Origin of the sequence: Hymenobacter sp., from assembly GCF_036387835.1 — a bacterium.
In the GTDB taxonomy this organism is placed as follows: Bacteria; Bacteroidota; Bacteroidia; order Cytophagales; family Hymenobacteraceae; genus Hymenobacter.
On record NZ_DASVSY010000037.1, the window covers coordinates 21,669 to 36,895 of the forward strand.

General features: G+C 54.8%; 14 protein-coding genes. 9 read left to right on the forward strand and 5 right to left on the reverse strand.

Going from position 1 to position 15,227, the window contains the following annotated elements:
• Nucleotides 1-78 precede the first annotated feature (78 nt).
• The 8 genes from hisC to hisIE all read left to right on the forward strand — a co-directional run bounded on the left by hisC (nucleotide 79) and on the right by hisIE (nucleotide 6,706).
• A complete protein-coding gene (hisC, locus tag VF639_RS07385; RefSeq protein WP_331145256.1) occupies nucleotides 79-1,134 on the forward strand; it encodes a histidinol-phosphate transaminase in 1,056 nt (351 codons plus the stop codon).
• Between the two features lie 10 nt (nucleotides 1,135-1,144).
• Nucleotides 1,145-1,597: an ATP-binding protein gene (locus VF639_RS07390; protein ID WP_331145257.1), complete on the forward strand. Its 453-nt coding sequence runs from the start codon at nucleotides 1,145-1,147 to the stop codon at nucleotides 1,595-1,597.
• Nucleotides 1,584-2,348: a tRNA(His) guanylyltransferase Thg1 family protein gene (locus tag VF639_RS07395; RefSeq protein ID WP_331145258.1), complete on the forward strand. Its 765-nt coding sequence runs from the start codon at nucleotides 1,584-1,586 to the stop codon at nucleotides 2,346-2,348. Before VF639_RS07390 ends, VF639_RS07395 begins: the two co-directional genes overlap by 14 nt.
• Nucleotides 2,349-2,419: 71 nt before the next feature.
• A complete protein-coding gene (gene hisB, locus VF639_RS07400) occupies nucleotides 2,420-3,532 on the forward strand; it encodes a bifunctional histidinol-phosphatase/imidazoleglycerol-phosphate dehydratase HisB (RefSeq protein ID WP_331145259.1) in 1,113 nt (370 codons plus the stop codon).
• 174 nt (nucleotides 3,533-3,706) lie between these two features.
• A complete protein-coding gene (gene hisH / locus VF639_RS07405) occupies nucleotides 3,707-4,294 on the forward strand; it encodes an imidazole glycerol phosphate synthase subunit HisH (protein WP_331145260.1) in 588 nt (195 codons plus the stop codon).
• Nucleotides 4,295-4,380: 86 nt separating this feature from the next.
• The gene (gene hisA, locus VF639_RS07410; protein WP_331145261.1) at nucleotides 4,381-5,097 is read left to right on the forward strand and encodes a 1-(5-phosphoribosyl)-5-[(5-phosphoribosylamino)methylideneamino]imidazole-4-carboxamide isomerase; all 717 of its coding nucleotides are present in this window, start codon (nucleotides 4,381-4,383) and stop codon (nucleotides 5,095-5,097) included.
• A 133-nt stretch (nucleotides 5,098-5,230) separates the two neighbouring features.
• Nucleotides 5,231-5,989, forward strand: coding sequence for an imidazole glycerol phosphate synthase subunit HisF (hisF, locus tag VF639_RS07415; RefSeq protein WP_331145262.1), 759 nt, complete (start codon nucleotides 5,231-5,233; stop codon nucleotides 5,987-5,989).
• Between the two features lie 75 nt (nucleotides 5,990-6,064).
• Nucleotides 6,065-6,706 (forward strand): bifunctional phosphoribosyl-AMP cyclohydrolase/phosphoribosyl-ATP diphosphatase HisIE, encoded by a 642-nt coding sequence (hisIE, locus tag VF639_RS07420; RefSeq protein WP_331145263.1) that lies wholly within the window; start codon nucleotides 6,065-6,067, stop codon nucleotides 6,704-6,706.
• 82 nt (nucleotides 6,707-6,788) lie between these two features.
• Here the strand turns inward: hisIE and VF639_RS07425 are convergent, their stop codons facing one another.
• The 5 genes from VF639_RS07425 to VF639_RS07440 form a co-directional block, all read right to left on the reverse strand.
• Nucleotides 6,789-7,904 carry a hypothetical protein gene (locus VF639_RS07425; protein WP_331145264.1) on the reverse strand — a complete coding sequence of 372 codons (1,116 nt, stop codon included), beginning with the start codon at nucleotides 7,902-7,904 and terminating at the stop codon, nucleotides 6,789-6,791.
• A 414-nt stretch (nucleotides 7,905-8,318) separates the two neighbouring features.
• Entirely contained in the window at nucleotides 8,319-8,576 is a 258-nt protein-coding gene (locus VF639_RS25330) for an O-methyltransferase (protein WP_414654681.1), read from the reverse strand.
• A 389-nt stretch (nucleotides 8,577-8,965) separates the two neighbouring features.
• Nucleotides 8,966-10,108 (reverse strand): tetratricopeptide repeat protein, encoded by a 1,143-nt coding sequence (locus VF639_RS07430; protein WP_331145265.1) that lies wholly within the window; start codon nucleotides 10,106-10,108, stop codon nucleotides 8,966-8,968.
• Nucleotides 10,109-10,279: 171 nt separating this feature from the next.
• Nucleotides 10,280-12,874 (reverse strand): DNA gyrase subunit A, encoded by a 2,595-nt coding sequence (gene gyrA, locus VF639_RS07435; protein WP_331145266.1) that lies wholly within the window; start codon nucleotides 12,872-12,874, stop codon nucleotides 10,280-10,282.
• 147 nt (nucleotides 12,875-13,021) lie between these two features.
• Nucleotides 13,022-13,264: a hypothetical protein gene (locus VF639_RS07440; protein ID WP_331145267.1), complete on the reverse strand. Its 243-nt coding sequence runs from the start codon at nucleotides 13,262-13,264 to the stop codon at nucleotides 13,022-13,024.
• A 330-nt stretch (nucleotides 13,265-13,594) separates the two neighbouring features.
• On the opposite strand from VF639_RS07440, the gene VF639_RS07445 reads away from it, so the two are divergent.
• Nucleotides 13,595-15,157, forward strand: a complete 1,563-nt coding sequence (locus VF639_RS07445) for an OmpA family protein (protein WP_331145268.1) — start codon at nucleotides 13,595-13,597, stop codon at nucleotides 15,155-15,157.
• Nucleotides 15,158-15,227 lie beyond the last annotated feature (70 nt).

Sequence of the window (15,227 nt, forward strand, 5' to 3'; positions counted from 1 at the left end):
CGCCAGTAGGTAAAGAGGGAATTGTTAACTGATACTTGTTGAATGACATCCGTTTGAATGTTAAATGATACTTGTTAAATGGTAATTGAAAATCTAGTTCGGCCCAATATCCGGGCCATGAAACCGTATTCTTCTGCCCGCGACGAATTTCAGGGCGAGGCCCAAATCATGCTCGACGCCAACGAGAATAGCCTTGGCAGCGCGGGCCCCGACTTGTTTAACCGCTACCCCGACCCGCAGCAGCGCGCCGTGAAAGCGCGCTTAACTGAACTGAAAGGAGTGGAGCCCGCGCAGATCTTCCTCGGCAACGGTTCCGACGAAGCCATCGACCTGCTGGTGCGCCTCACCTGCACGCCCGGTCAGGACAGTATTCTGCTCTTGCCACCCACCTACGGCATGTATGAAGTAGCGGCGAACCTTAATGATGTCGGCATCGAGCGGGTACCACTCACCGCCGACTTCCAACTCTCGCCCGACATCGTGGCCGCCGTACTCGCCTCCAACGCGAAGCTCGTGTTCCTGTGTTCCCCGAATAACCCCACGGGTAACCTGCTGCACGCCGAGGGTATCGAGCAAATCCTGCGCGGGTTCAAAGGGCTGGTGGTGGTCGATGAGGCGTATGCCGATTTCGCGGCGGCGCCGAGCTGGACCACGCGCCTGGCGGAGTTTCCCAATCTGGTGGTGTTGCAGACGTTCTCGAAAGCGTGGGGATTGGCTGGCCTACGGTTGGGCATGGCTTTCGCCTCGCCGGAAATCATCACCTACCTCAACAAAATCAAGCCGCCTTACAATATATCGGAAGCCACGCAGCAACATGCCCTCGCCGCGCTACAGGATGCGCCCCACTTCGGGCAAATGCGCGAGCAGCTCCTGGCGGGCCGCGACTGGCTCGCCCAGCGTTTGCCCGCCCTGCCCATTGTGGCCGAGGTGTTTCCTTCCGATGCCAATTTCCTGCTGGTGCGGTTTCACCCCGACGCTACGGTTGTGTATGAGTACCTGCTCGGCCAAGGCATTGTGGTGCGCAACCGAACCACGCAGCCGGGCTGTGCCGGTACGCTGCGCCTGACGGTGGGTACTACCGCCGAAAACGAACAACTGGTGCAGGCCCTGGAAAACTTCGAGACACCCCGTTAGCAGAAAAACTATGCAGCTGGTTGTGTTCTGCGGGATTCAGGCGACGGGGAAGTCCACTTTCTATCAGCAGCATTTCTTTCATTCGCACGTGCGTATCAGCCTGGACTTGCTGCGCACCCGCAACCGGGAGCGGCGGCTGTTGCAGCTGTGCCTGGAAACCCAGATGCGCTGCGTGATTGACAACACCAACCCAACCCGCGCCGAACGGGCCACCTACATAGAACCGGCTCGCGCGGCCGGCTTTGAAATCGTGGGCTACTTTTTCCACTCGGTAGCCGCCGAAGCCTTGGAGCGCAACCAGCAGCGCCCACCCGAGCGCCAGGTTCCCGACCGCGGCATTCGGGGTACCCGCAACCGGCTGGAAAAACCAATCCGCGCCGAAGGCTTCGACCACCTCTACTACGTGCGGGCCCTCGGGAACAACGAATTTGCAATCAACGATTGGCAGGATGAAGTTCAATGACCTCGACGCGCGCCTGCGCGTATTTGAAACGTCCCACGACCACTGCGCCTTGCCCGGCCTCTACCTGGTGGCCCGCCTCGACGGCCGCGGCTTCACGCGGCTAACCAAAGAAGTGCATCCCTTCGAGGCCCCCTTCGATGAGCGCATGCGCGACTACATGGTAGAAACCACCCGGCACTTATTGGAGTGCGGGTTTCGGATGGTGTACGGGTATACCCAGAGCGACGAAATCTCTTTGCTACTTCATCCCGATGAGGATGCCTTCGGCCGTAAGCTGCGCAAGTACCTGTCGGTATTGGCGGGCGAGGCCTCGGCGTGGTTTTCTTTGCAGCTAGGCGCCGCGGGCGTTTTTGACTGCCGAATCTCGCAACTGCCGCGCCGCGAAGATGTGCTTGATTATTTCCGGTGGCGGCAGGAAGATGCTGCCCGTAATTCCTTGAACGCCCACTGCTACTGGTTGCTACGCAAGCAAGGGCGGACGGTAGGGGAGGCCACCAGCCAGGTGAAAGGGCAAAGTACGGCCGCCAAGCACGACTTACTGTTCGAAGCGGGTATCAACTACAACAACCTGCCGGCCTGGCAAAAACGGGGCGTGGGCTTGTATTGGGAAGATTACCGCAAACCGGCACTGAACCCAATCAGCCAGTTGCCCGTCGAAACCATCCGGCGCCGCCTGGCCACCAATCTGGAGTTGCCGTTGGGCGAAGCCTATGCTCATTTCATTGGTAGCTTGCTGCCGGCTGCCCTTTAGCAGCGCGGGCCTTTACACTTTATATACTCTGCGCCGGGGCCAACCATAGAACCCGGCGGTATCTTTCACCCATGAAAAAAGTTCTCTTCATTGACCGGGACGGCACCATCCTGATTGAGCCGCCCACGGATTTTCAAATAGATTCTCTGAGCAGAGAAAAATTTCAGTTTGTACCAGGAGCCATCACGGGCTTAGCGCGTATTGCCCGCGAGCTAGACTACGAGCTAGTGCTGGTGAGCAACCAAGACGGCCTCGGCACCGCCAGTTTCCCGGAAGAAACTTTCTGGCCAGCGCACACGATGATGCTCGACATTCTGCGCTCAGAAGGAGTGGAGTTCGTCAGGGAACATATCGACCGGAGCTTTCCCCATGAAAACTTGCCTACCCGCAAACCAGGCATTGGCATGTTACAACATTATATGGGAGAGGGTAGCGGCTATGACCTTTCGAATTCTTTCGTTTTGGGCGACCGTCTAACGGACGTTGAACTGGCTGTGAACCTAGGATGTCAGGCGGTACTACTAAAGCCAGAAACCGAAAGCGACGAGCGTGCCGTCTTGACTACTACCAGTTGGGAAAAGATATACCAATTCCTCCGGCTGCCGGCTCGTACTGCCGTAGTACAAAGAGACACCAACGAAACCAAGATTCGCATCGAGTTAAACCTGGACGGCAATGGCCGGCCGCAGATGCATACCGGTTTGGGCTTTTTTGATCATATGCTCGATCAACTAAGTAAGCACTCGGGGGTTGACCTGAAGATCGAGGTGCAAGGCGACCTGCACATCGACGAGCACCATACTATAGAGGACACGGCCATTGCCTTGGGCGAAGCTTTCAGCCAGGCCCTCGGCGACAAGCGCGGTCTGGCCCGCTACGGTTTCCTGCTGCCCATGGACGACGTACTGGCTCAAGCCGCTGTCGACTTTTCGGGCCGTCCGTGGTTGGTGTGGGAAGTGGACTTCAAACGAGAGAGAGTAGGGGACATGCCTACTGAAATGTTTAACCATTTCTTTAAAAGCTTCTCCGATGGGGCTCGTTGCAACCTCAACATCAAAGCCGAGGGTGCCAACGAGCACCATAAGATAGAAGCCATTTTCAAGGCGGTGGCCAAAGCTATTAAGATGGCCTTAGTGCGCGACGCCAGCAAGATGGAAATCCCGAGCACTAAGGGGATTTTGTAGACTTACACATATGTTAAAACAAATGTGTAAACTGATCTAGGTTGCTTGATTTCAGGGTGATAGCGCGTTTTGAAGTTGCCAATCAATACCTGTCACGGAAGGCAATGGCTAGGTGGAGGCTTTACCATATGTATAAACAAATGAGTAAAGAATGCTCAGTTTCATAATCGTCAAATGGAAATCGCAGTAATTGATTACAAAGGGGGCAATGTTCAGTCGGTGCTTTTTGCGCTCGACCGTTTAGGGGTAGCCGCCACCCTGACGGCAAATCATGATGCCATTCAGCGGGCCGATAAGATTCTGTTTCCGGGGGAGGGGGAGGCGGCTTCGGCCATGGAGGAACTACGTGCTCACGGGCTCGACCAGCTACTGCCAACCCTTACGCAACCTTTCCTTGGAATTTGTTTGGGGATGCAGTTGCTCGGCCAGCACAGCGAGGAAAACAACGCCGACTTGCTCGGCATACTTCCATTCGATGTGGTGCGCTTCCCGGCGAGTGTGGAGTATAAGGTGCCCCACATGGGTTGGAACACCTTGCAAAACCTACAGTCGCCACTCTTTGCCGGCTTACGGGAAGAAGACTACGTCTACTTCGTGCACAGCTACTACGCCCCGGTCGGCGAATACACCATTGCCGAGGCCACGTATCCTGCTCCTTTCAGTGCCGCTGTCCAGCACCAGAACTTCTACGCCGTCCAGTTCCACACCGAAAAGAGCGGCCCGGTCGGTACCCGCATCCTCGAAAACTTTCTGAAAATGTGAGGTGATTGTTGATTGCGGGTAGTTGAAATAAGCTAGTCAGCAATCAGCAACTAACAATCAGCAATCAGCAATTAATTATCACCAACATGGAAATTATCCCCGCCATTGACCTCATCAACGGGCAATGCGTCCGTCTTACGGAAGGCGACTTCGCTCAGCAGACCACCTATGATTCCGACCCGGTGGCCGTGGCCCAACGCTTCGAGCAGCAGGGAGTGAAACGGCTGCATCTGGTGGATCTGGATGGGGCCCGGGCCAAGCGCCCCGTGAATCTGCCTGTGTTGGAGCGGATTGCCACGAACACCACGCTGGTCATCGACTATAGCGGCGGGCTCCAAAGTGAGGAAGCTATCCGGCAGGCGTTTGATGCGGGGGCCGTGCAAGTAACGGCCGGCAGTATTGCAGTGCGGGAGCCGGCATTGGTAGGAGGGTGGCTCCAGTCGTTTGGGGCTGAAAAGATTATTGTGGGCGCCGACTTCCGCGACAATCACATTTCCATCAATGCCTGGGCCGAGCAAAGCGAACGGACGCTTCAAGAGTTTCTGCAGCAATACTTAGCGGCCGGGGCTACCACCTTCATCTGTACCGATGTGAGCAAGGACGGCAAGCTCCAGGGCCCCGCGCTGGCTACCTACCGCACACTGCGGCAGGCGCTGCCCGAAGCCCGGCTTATTGCCAGCGGTGGCGTCACGACTATTGCGGACGTAGCGGCACTAGCGGAAATCGGCATGCACGGGGCTATCATCGGCAAGGCCATCTACGAAGGCACCATCACGCTGCCCGAACTGCAGCCGTGGCTTTAACACGGAGGTTCTGGTTGCTGGGTTCTGGTTGCTGGTTTCTAGTCGATGAGAAGGAATATGTAGGCTCACTTGGCGGAGAACAATTAGCAACCAGCAACCAGAACCTAAAAACTAATAACAAGAAACCAACCCCATGCTAACCAAACGTATTATTCCCTGCCTCGACGTGAAAGACGGGCGCACCGTGAAGGGCGTCCGCTTCGAAGGGCTGCGCGATGCCGGCGACCCGGTGGCCTTGGCCTCCCGCTATGCCCGTGAGGGTGCCGACGAGCTGGTGTTTCTCGACATCACGGCCACCAACCAAAAGCGCGCAACCCTGGTGGCCTTAGTGCGCGATGTGGCCCGGGAACTGGATATCCCGTTCACCGTGGGGGGGGGTATCGGGACGGTGAAGGACGTAGAGGCCTTGCTACTGAACGGCGCTGATAAGGTGAGCATCAATTCGGCAGCACTGGCCCGCCCAGAGCTTATTGACGAGCTGGCCCGTCGGTTCGGTTCTCAATGCATTGTGGTGGCGGCCGACGCCCGTTACCACGAGCCCGACGGCTGGCAGATCTATACCCGCGCCGGCACCCACAACACGGGCCTCGACGCCGTGGCGTGGTGCCGGGAGGCCGCTGACCGCGGCGCCGGGGAAATCCTGCTTACCAGCATGAGTAACGATGGGTGTAAGGCCGGCTTCGCCCTCGATATTACGGGGGCCGTTAGCCGGGCGGTAGGGGTGCCGGTAGTGGCCTCCGGCGGGGCGGGGTCTAAACAAGACTTCACCGACGTCTTTCAGTTAGCTCACGCCGACGCCGGTCTGGCCGCCAGTATCTTTCACTTCGGCGAAATCGGTATCCGCGAATTGAAACAACATCTCCGCCACGACGGTATCCCGGTACGTCTGTAAAAAACGAGTTCCTACTTGCTCGTTTTTAGTTATTTGGTTGGAAACAGGCAAGTAGAAATCAGTAACTACAATCATATGGATTTCACTAAAATGCCCGACGGCTTGGTGCCGGTTATCGTTCAGGATGCGCAGACGGGTCAGGTGTTGATGCTCGGCTATCAGAACGAAGAAGCCTTACTGAAGACGCAGCAGGAGGGACGGGTTACGTTCTTTTCCCGCTCCAAGCAGCGGCTCTGGACCAAAGGCGAAACCAGCGGCAACTTCCTCACGGTAGTCAGCATGCACCCCGATTGCGACCAGGATGCCCTGCTGATCCTGGCCACCCCCGACGGCCCCACCTGCCACCGGGGTACCACCAGCTGCTTCGAGCAGCCCGAGCAGCAAGCCTACCCCGCGCCGGCCATTAGTTTCGTGGCGGAACTGGAGCGACTGGTGCAGCGTCGGCACCGTTTCCCTGAGGAGGAGCCCAAGTCCTACACCGCCTCGTTGTTTCGTAAGGGAATCCCCAAAATGGCGCAAAAAGTAGGAGAGGAGGCCGTAGAGACGGTTATTGATGCAGTAGCAGGCAACCGCGAGGGCCTGCAAGGGGAAGCGGCCGACCTGCTTTACCATTTGTTGGTACTACTTACGGCCTCCGGCCTTTCGCTGGAAAACATTGTGGAGGTGCTCCGGCAGCGGCACAGCACCATTTCGCAGGGAGTTCGCCGGGAGGAATAATTCACCGACTAAATGCTACTACAGGCAAATGCCCACCTATTGCTACTAGGTGGGCATTTGCCTGTAATCGTATGTCAAGACGTTAACTTAATTGTTTGCGAATCTTATCTAACAGAATTCGCACAATCTCTAAATCGTCGGTGTCTTGAATGTGCAGTTGGGTATCGAGGCCCGGGCCGCTGATGTGAATCATAAAGCTAAGAGAGCCTGCTGACGCTGGGGTAGCCAATGGTGGGGCCGGGGTAGCTCGTGGTTTGGCAGGCGGAGAGGGAGGAGAAGATGGTGCCGCCGATATGGGCGCGCTTATAGGAGCTTGAGGGGGAAGAGTATAAGATGCCGATTTATTATGTGCTTCCGTATCCTCTTCTGAAGCGTGCGAAGGCGTAGCCGTAGGACCAGGCACGCGAGAGGAAGTATGCAGTCCAAACAACGCCGATATGGGGTCAGCATCGGAGTCTTCAAGCAGAGTGGCTTTACTTACTGTTCTTACTGTGGATGGTGGTACATAGGCTCTGTTAGAAGATGTACTAGGAACCTCTTCATCGTCTGCCTCAGGGTCTAAAACCGGTGGTTTAGTTTGTGCTGAGTTAGAGGAATTGCTTGGAGCACTAGGTGAGCCCGAACTAGTATCTGTGGGAGCCTTAGATGCATCAGTACCCCGGAATAAGTTGAGAGGCATCTCGCCTGTAGCTAACTCTCGCCGTGGGCCTTGCTGGGCCGCTAGTTGGTCTATATCCGCAATAACATTACGTTCATCTATAACGCCAGTCATGCGCGCGCCCTCAACGAAAGCTTTGGCTACGTTTTGAGCATTTATCTCTTCAACGCCAAATTCACGGATGAGCATGATATCAAACATGTGGACAGGAAGCTCACGGTTGCGAAACTTGCGGCATATCTGCGTGAAGAGTGGTGGATGTAAGAAAGCCTCGCGGTGATACAGTGTCTCTTCCTGTTTGTCATAGGCATGCTTGATGCGGCGAAACAGATTGGTAGTAGTAAGCAACTCCCTCTTGCTAGTAAGCAAGCCAAACTTCACTGCTGAGCCAAGAATAGCTTTGAAGGAACCACTGACTTTGCGATTAAGCTTACGAGCACAAGTTTCAAGGGAGCATTTACCACCCGTATCATCAACTACTTCTGAGACTTCCCATGCGCTTTGGTAGGTAGTTCTAGGATAGTCTATGGTTTTAGGCATAAAGAGGAAGTGTTAAGTGGAAGGCAAGTATAAGAATAAAAAGTGTGTAAAAGTAGTATAAAGTATAAAACAGCCCATAAAAGTTATACTTTCTTATACTTTTTGTGCTATTATGTGCCATTAGATGCTATTATGCTATTTTTTCTTACATCCTATCCTTCCACTCATATCATTTTTTATACCAAACTAACATTGGGGCGGGGCGAGGGCGGACCCTTTCTTAAATGCCGATAAAACTCCCTGTTTGCTACTCAGACAACTTAGTGTATACAAAGAGAGGTTTTCTAATCCTTACTATATAAGTACCTGTAGAGGGCCGCAAAAGCAGAATTACAACGCAGAGTCGCGTTTTATCTGGAGCTTAGATAATAGGAGAGGAGCAATCATTCTTTCTGCTGGTATCATACTTCTACCTTATTCTATTTTCGCTGCTGAACCTTTCCAGACTAACAACTCACTTTTACCAATTGGCACCAGCACAGTTTCTATTCCAGGTGTCGATGCTAACAGTGCCGCAAAACTCTTTAGCTCATCTTGATGGGATAGCGCATTATCTACTACGAGTAAACCACCGTGTTTTAGCAGGGAGAACAACTGAGGCCACCAGCCAACGTATTGCGCGCGATCAGCATCAAGGAGAATAAAGTCGAAAGTACTGGCACACGTAGGCAACCAATGCTCAGCACGAGTTTCTACTACATATAGTTGTTACGTGGCCACCAGTGTCTTCCAGCGCATCGGCTAGCCAAAGAGGTGCCAATTTCCAATACAGCGCGGGCTTGCATTGCCTTTATTAGAAGCGCTAGAAAGGCCCCGGTATCGGGAGTGATATTCAGCCAGCTTCTCTGAACGTTGGCTAACGCGTTGATCATTGGAGCAACCGAATTCTGCTAGATTTTGAAGGAACGCTATTGCCTCATAAGCCTGCCACACATAAACTGTTTTATTTGTCTTATAATTTATATTATGTTAAGTAGACTTTTCAAAAACCAGCCCGAAGCTGCTACGCGGCCTCGGGCTGGTTTACTTCTATCCTCTCCTGCTTAAAAGCACAAGAGCGACTATTTCTTCAAACTGTCAAGCTTGGCGTTCATCTTCTCGGCATCAGAGGTGCGGCCTAGCTTGGCGTACACCTTGCCCAACGAGGAAATGGTAGCACGATCATCGGGCTGAATAACCAGCGCCTTCTCGAAATATGGCACTGAATCCGTGAAAAACTTCTTGCCCTGGGTTTCAAAGTTTTTTCCGCTCTTCTGATACGTTGCCAAGTCCATCTTGCTGGCTTTGGTATATAAATCAGCAGCTTTGTTGTAGTTATACACGCCTAGGTTGAAGTTGGCGTCGAAGTTATTAGGATCAACTTCAACGGCCTTGCGGTAAGCGGCTAAGGCTTTCTCTGGCTGCTTGTCCTGGTCGTAAATCGAACCGAGCACCGCATACAGGTTGGAGTTCTTCGGGTCGGCAGCAATAGCGCTTTCGATTTTGGTGATGGCTTCTTTGCCACGACCGGCGCTTAAGTACATATTCAACTCCTCCAGCATAAAGCTCTTGTTGTTGGGATATGCTTTCAGTGCCTGCTCCACCACCTTCATGGCCTCCTGGTCATTTTTCTCCTGACGCGCAATCTGCAGCATTCGGCCGTACATCTGGGGTGACTTGTAATTCATGCTCTGCAATTGAGCATAGGTCTGCTTGGCTGTGGCGAAGTCTTCTTTGGCTTCGGCGGCGAAAGCAGCATACAAATAGGCCGTAGTATCCTGCGGCCGGATCTGCTGGGCCATCTTGTAGGAAGCCAGCGCATCATCGTACTTCTTACCGTTGTAGTTTTCTACGCCAGCATTAAGCGCCAAACCATACAGGTTATCGAGCTTGGCGGTGGCTTGTTTGCCGTACTCACCATCTTTACCGTCTAACTCAATGGCTTTTTTGTACGACTCGTAAGCGACTTTAGTACCTTCTCCCGGCTGCAAAGCTTTGCCGTAGATGGGGTTGGTAGTCATGCCGTCGTAGATTTCACCCCGCGTAAACCAGGTTTTCGCCTTGGTCGAGGTTTTCTCGTTTACAATGGCTTTGTCGATTTCGGTGCGGGCTTTGTCGAGCAGGCCTTGCTTCTGGTTTAGAATGGCGTTGGTGACAGCCGAATTCTGGGCCGAAGCGGAAGTGAGAGCTGCCGCAGCAACAAGCGTCAGAATAATCTTCTTCATGGGTTTTTTTTCGTGAAGAAAGTGGATGTGGAAAGGAATTGCTGAACAAACCGAAAGATCCGGCGCGAAGTTCAGCTTGCCGGTTCAGTAGCTTTCAGGAGCAGCAGAAGTAAGGCCAACGTCTATTCTAACGTTAGCCCCACTCCTACCACTACTTGAAAGAAACAACGCTTAGTTGTCGCTGAGCGCGTCTGGATCAGTGAGAGAATCTAAATCATCCGAGTCTGGCTCGATGGCCAAAGATGTAGCACCGTCGCCGTTTGCTCCGTTTGCAAGGGTCGTGCCATCAACTAATAATTCGGCGTCCAACGCCTTTTCGTCTTCGGCCGCTACTTTGGCCACCGACGAAATAGCGTCGCCGTTGCTCAACCGGATCAGGCGTACCCCCTGGGTAGCCCGACCGATGGAACGCAGCTCCTTGGCCACGCTCATCCGCAGCGTAATACCCGACTTATTGATGATCATCAAATCATCGGAATCCGACACGGCTTTGATGGTTACCAGAGCCCCGGTTTTTTCGGTGATTTTCATGGCCCGCACGCCTTTACCGCCCCGGTTGGTGATGCGGTACTCTTCGAGCGGGCTGCGCTTACCGTAGCCGTTCTCGGAAACTACCAGCAGTTCTTCTTGGCTGTCGTTGGCGATGCACACCATACCCACCACCCGGTCCTGCTCGTCGCCGAGAGTGATGCCGCGCACCCCGGCAGCCGTCCGGCCCATGGAGCGCACTTTCTCCTCGGGGAAACGCACCGCCCGACCCGAGCGCAGCGCTACCACCACCTCCGACTTGCCACTGGTCAACTGTACGTCGAGCAGCCGGTCGCCTTCGTTGATGGTAATGGCGTTGATACCCGCCGTACGGGGCCGTGAGTACGCTTCGAGCGGCGTTTTCTTCACGGTGCCCTGCTCGGTGCAGAACATCAGGTAGGTGTTCTCCAGGTAATCCGGGTCGCGCAGGCCCCGCACGTTCAGTACCGAACGAACGTTGTCTTCCCGCGGAATCTCGATCAGGTTCTGAATCGGCCGGCCCTTGGCAGACTTGCCGGCTTCGGGCACTTCGTACACTTTCAGCCAGAATACCCGGCCAAGCTCGGTAAAGAACAGCAGGTACTCGTGGGTGGTAGCCACAAACAAGTGCTCGGTGAAGTCGTCTTGCTTGGAACCAGCCCCGCGGGCCCCTACTCCTCCCCGACCCTGCGTGCGATATTCGGCCAGCGCCGTGCGCTTGATGTAGCCGTCGTTGGAGATGGTGATCACCATGCTCTCGTCGGCAATCATATCTTCCATGCTGAAGTCGCCACCGGCGTACTCGATCATGGTGCGCCGCTTGTCGCCGTACCGCTCCCGGATATCGGTCAGCTCGTCGCGGATGATCTGACGCTGCAGATCTTCCGAGGCCAGCACCGACTTCAGGTAATCGACCAGCTTCATCAGCTCGTCGTACTCCTGCACGATTTTGTCGCGCTCCAGGCCGGTGAGGCGCTGCAGACGCATATCCAGAATAGCGCGGGCCTGCACTTCACTCAGCGAGAAACGCTCAATGAGCTGAGCCCGGGCCACTTCACCGTCGCGTGAGCCACGGATCAGCGCAATTACCTCGTCTAAGTGGTCGAGGGCGATGAGCAGACCTTCGAGAATGTGGGCGCGCTTTTGGGCTTCGGCCAACTCGTAGCGGGTCCGGCGCACAACCACATCGGCGCGGTGCTCTACAAAGTAGTGAATCAGCTCCTTGAGGTTGAGCGTCATCGGGCGGCCTTTTACCAGGCACACGTTGTTGACGCCAAACGAGGATTGCAGCTGGGTGTACCGATACAACTGGTTGAGCACCACGTTGGGCATGGCGTCGCGCTTGAGCACGTACACAATGCGCATCCCGTCCCGGTCTGACTCGTCACGCAGGTCGGCAATGCCTTCGATGCGCTTCTCGTTGATGAGCGCCGCCGTTTTCTCGATCATCGACGCCTTGTTCACCATGTAGGGAATCTCGGTGATGATGATCTGCTCTTTGCCGCTGTCCAGGGTTTCAACGTGAGCTTTTGCCCGTACGACCACCCGGCCGCGGCCCGTTTCAAAGGCTTGCTTGACGCCCTCGTAGCCGTAGATAGTACCACCCGTCGGAAAATCGGGGGCGGTAATGTGTTCCATCAGCTCGGCGATGGTAACCTCGGAGTTATCGAGGTAGGCAATAATGCCGTTCACGACTTCCGTCATGTTGTGGGGCGGCATATTGGTCGCCATACCCACGGCAATACCCGTCGTACCGTTCACCAGCAGGTTCGGGAACTTCGAAGGCATGACGCTAGGCTCTTCCAGCGAGTCGTCGAAGTTGGGCTGGAAATCGACGGTTTCCTTGTCTAGGTCACCGAGCATTTCGTCGGCCAGCCGTTTAAGGCGGGCTTCCGTGTAACGCATAGCCGCGGGCGAGTCGCCGTCGACGGAGCCGAAGTTGCCCTGCCCATCAACGAGCGGGTAGCGCAGGCTCCAGTCCTGGGCCATGCGCACCATCGTATCATACACCGACGAGTCGCCGTGCGGGTGATACTTACCTAGTACTTCGCCCACGATACGGGCGCTCTTTTTGTAGGATTTGTTGTACGAGACACCTAGCTCGCTCATACCGTAGAGCACGCGTCGGTGTACGGGTTTGAGGCCGTCGCGTACATCGGGCAAAGCCCGGGAGATGATAACCGACATCGAGTAATCGATGTAGGCGCCGCGCATCTCGTCTTCGATGTTAATCGGAATGATTTTTTCGCCTTCCGCCATAGGGAGAACTTAGTCGGCCGGCCGCTACCTGCATAGGCAGTTCCGGCCCCGTGAATGATGGTTGCGTTTAGCCTGCAAGATAGGTAAAAAACCGCATTTTTCCGAGCTTCCGCCCCGATTTAGCTGGTCTTATTACTAACCCGAAACTTAACGGATAGACCGGCTTTTATCGGCCTTGTGCTTGCCTGCTTTGGGGTTGTACGTCTTGATTTTCTCGCCGATAGCCGGGTTCTGTTTCTTGAAGATAGGCTGCCCCCGGTACTTCACTCCATCATGGAAATGCACCTTTCGAGTATGGCAGGATACAATTGGGCAGGTGCGACACGAGGCAACGATAACCAGCAAAAGCAGCGGCCAAAACCGCCGCGAGAAGAGTAGAAAAAATTTCATGGGGTAAAGATATTCAGTTACCGATAGCCTGCTATCCTCCGTAAAACTCCTCGCTAGTATCCCAACAAAAAGCTTGTTTTAACCATATTCAATCCGGCTTAAGCACCAACCCGTAAACACTCTTCCTATTGGTGCGTACTAAGCCTGGCGTCCCCTGCTCTTACTCTTGTTGTAGCCGGGCTGCTCAGACAGGCCAATCAGTCTATACAGCTTAATACTGTGTTAAGCATTTACCTATGGAGTCTAATTACCTGGTATGATTTTAGGGCCGTTCTATAAATACTAATGTACAGTACAACTAAAGTGACACTTGTTTAACAAGGCCAGGGCATGAAGCAGGACGAAACAGTAGTTGAAGTGGTTAACGGCTGCCTAACTCCAGAGCATATTAGCCAATTGAGCGCCTTGGTTGGCAAAAGCACGACCATAGTAGGCCAGGCATTGGCCGACCTGATTCCGTGGCTAGTTCGCCTACTAGCCGAGCAAGCCGCACGGCCGCGCGGGGCAGAAGCCGTTTGGGACGCGACGCGGCAGGCACAGGACGACCAGGTGCTAGTTCAGCTCGATAAACTCGACATTGCCAGCTGGCGCGGCCGGGGCGTACTGCTGGTGCAGGGCTTGCTCAAGGACACGTACGAATCGACCACATTTCGGAGGTCTATCAAGGCAGGGATGCCTTTGTCTTCTTTCAACCAGCTGCTAGAAGTAGCCGTGGCGGCGGTATTGGGTGGCCTCGGTAAGTATGCTACCGATCAGAGCTTAGATGCTTCTGGCTTACGTGACTGGCTGCAACGACAACCAATTGCTCCCGCCAACACTCCACAACCAACTCCTACAGAGCGGCCAGCGGCAATACCTGGTTCCAGAACACGGCGCGCCATCCCCCCACCTACCCCACAAACCACTCCTACGTTTGAAGCCGGCGCCGGCGACTGGTCCCGCGTAGGCGGGGGCAGCGTTTTTGTACCGAAGCGCCGTACCCTGATTGGCTCCTATCTCAAGCAACTGCCCTCCTGGAAATGGGCGCTGTTGCTGCTCTCCTTGTTGGTGGTTGGGTACCTCCTCTTCCAGGGACTCCCTGCTACCGATGGATCGGCCTTCACCGAACAAGAAACTCCCGTAGCCTACACGGCAACCACTGCCTCGGCAACTGCTGCTGATACCCCAGCTTCTAACTCGCAAACCCCGCCCGGCCATTACGACCCCGCCACCGACACGTACATTTATAACACCGGCCAGCCCTTGATTATCACGTTGGCCGACGGCAGCACGCAACGGGTTGGAATGAACTCCACTGAATACCAGTTGTACCGCCTTCTGGCTGATGCCAACCGCCAAGTGGACTCCCTCAACCCCGCCACTGGCTGGATCAATGTCGACCGGGTGTACTTTAAATCGGGCGCAGCTACGCTTACATCCGAATCGCAGGAGCAGCTTGACAATTTAGCGGCTATTCTTAGGACCTTTCCCCGAACTCAAATCCTTTTCGGCGGCTACAGCGACAGTATCGGAGACGGCTTGAAAAACCTACGCCTCAGTGATGCCCGGGCCCAAACGGCCATGCGGGCACTGGCCGAAAAAGGCGTTTCGATGGGACGCTTGCAGGCTATGGGCTACGGTGAAGCGTATGCCGTAGCTTCCAATGCCGCTCCGGTTGGGCGCGCCCTCAACCGCAGGCTTAGCATCAAAGTACTTTCCAAGTCTGGCCCCCGACTGCCCGAACCCCAATCGGGGCTACAACCTAAATCCCCTCTTGCCACCGGCTCCGTTAAGTTGGCTCGCCCGAATGTCACGCAGCAAGCAGCCAAGCAGAAGACTCGAAAGCGCACCAAAGTAGGCCGTTGGATCAACAACGTGCGTCAAAAGCTTCGTTCTAAACGCAACAAAGAGTAGTGTAGTGATGAATAGAACGGTCCTGCTTGATCTGGCGTCCGCTTGAGGAAGCATCTCGCGTGCTGAGGTA

Excerpts from the sequence above, each read along its gene's own strand:
- hisC (WP_331145256.1), top strand. The coding sequence starts at position 79 with ATGGTAATTGAAAATCTAGTTCGGCCCAATATCCGGGCCATGAAACCG.
- VF639_RS07390 (WP_331145257.1), top strand. The coding sequence starts at position 1,145 with ATGCAGCTGGTTGTGTTCTGCGGGATTCAGGCGACGGGGAAGTCCACT.
- VF639_RS07395 (WP_331145258.1), top strand. The coding sequence starts at position 1,584 with ATGAAGTTCAATGACCTCGACGCGCGCCTGCGCGTATTTGAAACGTCC.
- hisB (WP_331145259.1), top strand. The coding sequence starts at position 2,420 with ATGAAAAAAGTTCTCTTCATTGACCGGGACGGCACCATCCTGATTGAG.
- hisH (WP_331145260.1), top strand. The coding sequence starts at position 3,707 with ATGGAAATCGCAGTAATTGATTACAAAGGGGGCAATGTTCAGTCGGTG.
- hisA (WP_331145261.1), top strand. The coding sequence starts at position 4,381 with ATGGAAATTATCCCCGCCATTGACCTCATCAACGGGCAATGCGTCCGT.
- hisF (WP_331145262.1), top strand. The coding sequence starts at position 5,231 with ATGCTAACCAAACGTATTATTCCCTGCCTCGACGTGAAAGACGGGCGC.
- hisIE (WP_331145263.1), top strand. The coding sequence starts at position 6,065 with ATGGATTTCACTAAAATGCCCGACGGCTTGGTGCCGGTTATCGTTCAG.
- VF639_RS07425 (WP_331145264.1), bottom strand. The coding sequence starts at position 7,904 with ATGCCTAAAACCATAGACTATCCTAGAACTACCTACCAAAGCGCATGG.
- VF639_RS07430 (WP_331145265.1), bottom strand. The coding sequence starts at position 10,108 with ATGAAGAAGATTATTCTGACGCTTGTTGCTGCGGCAGCTCTCACTTCC.
- gyrA (WP_331145266.1), bottom strand. The coding sequence starts at position 12,874 with ATGGCGGAAGGCGAAAAAATCATTCCGATTAACATCGAAGACGAGATG.
- VF639_RS07440 (WP_331145267.1), bottom strand. The coding sequence starts at position 13,264 with ATGAAATTTTTTCTACTCTTCTCGCGGCGGTTTTGGCCGCTGCTTTTG.
- VF639_RS07445 (WP_331145268.1), top strand. The coding sequence starts at position 13,595 with ATGAAGCAGGACGAAACAGTAGTTGAAGTGGTTAACGGCTGCCTAACT.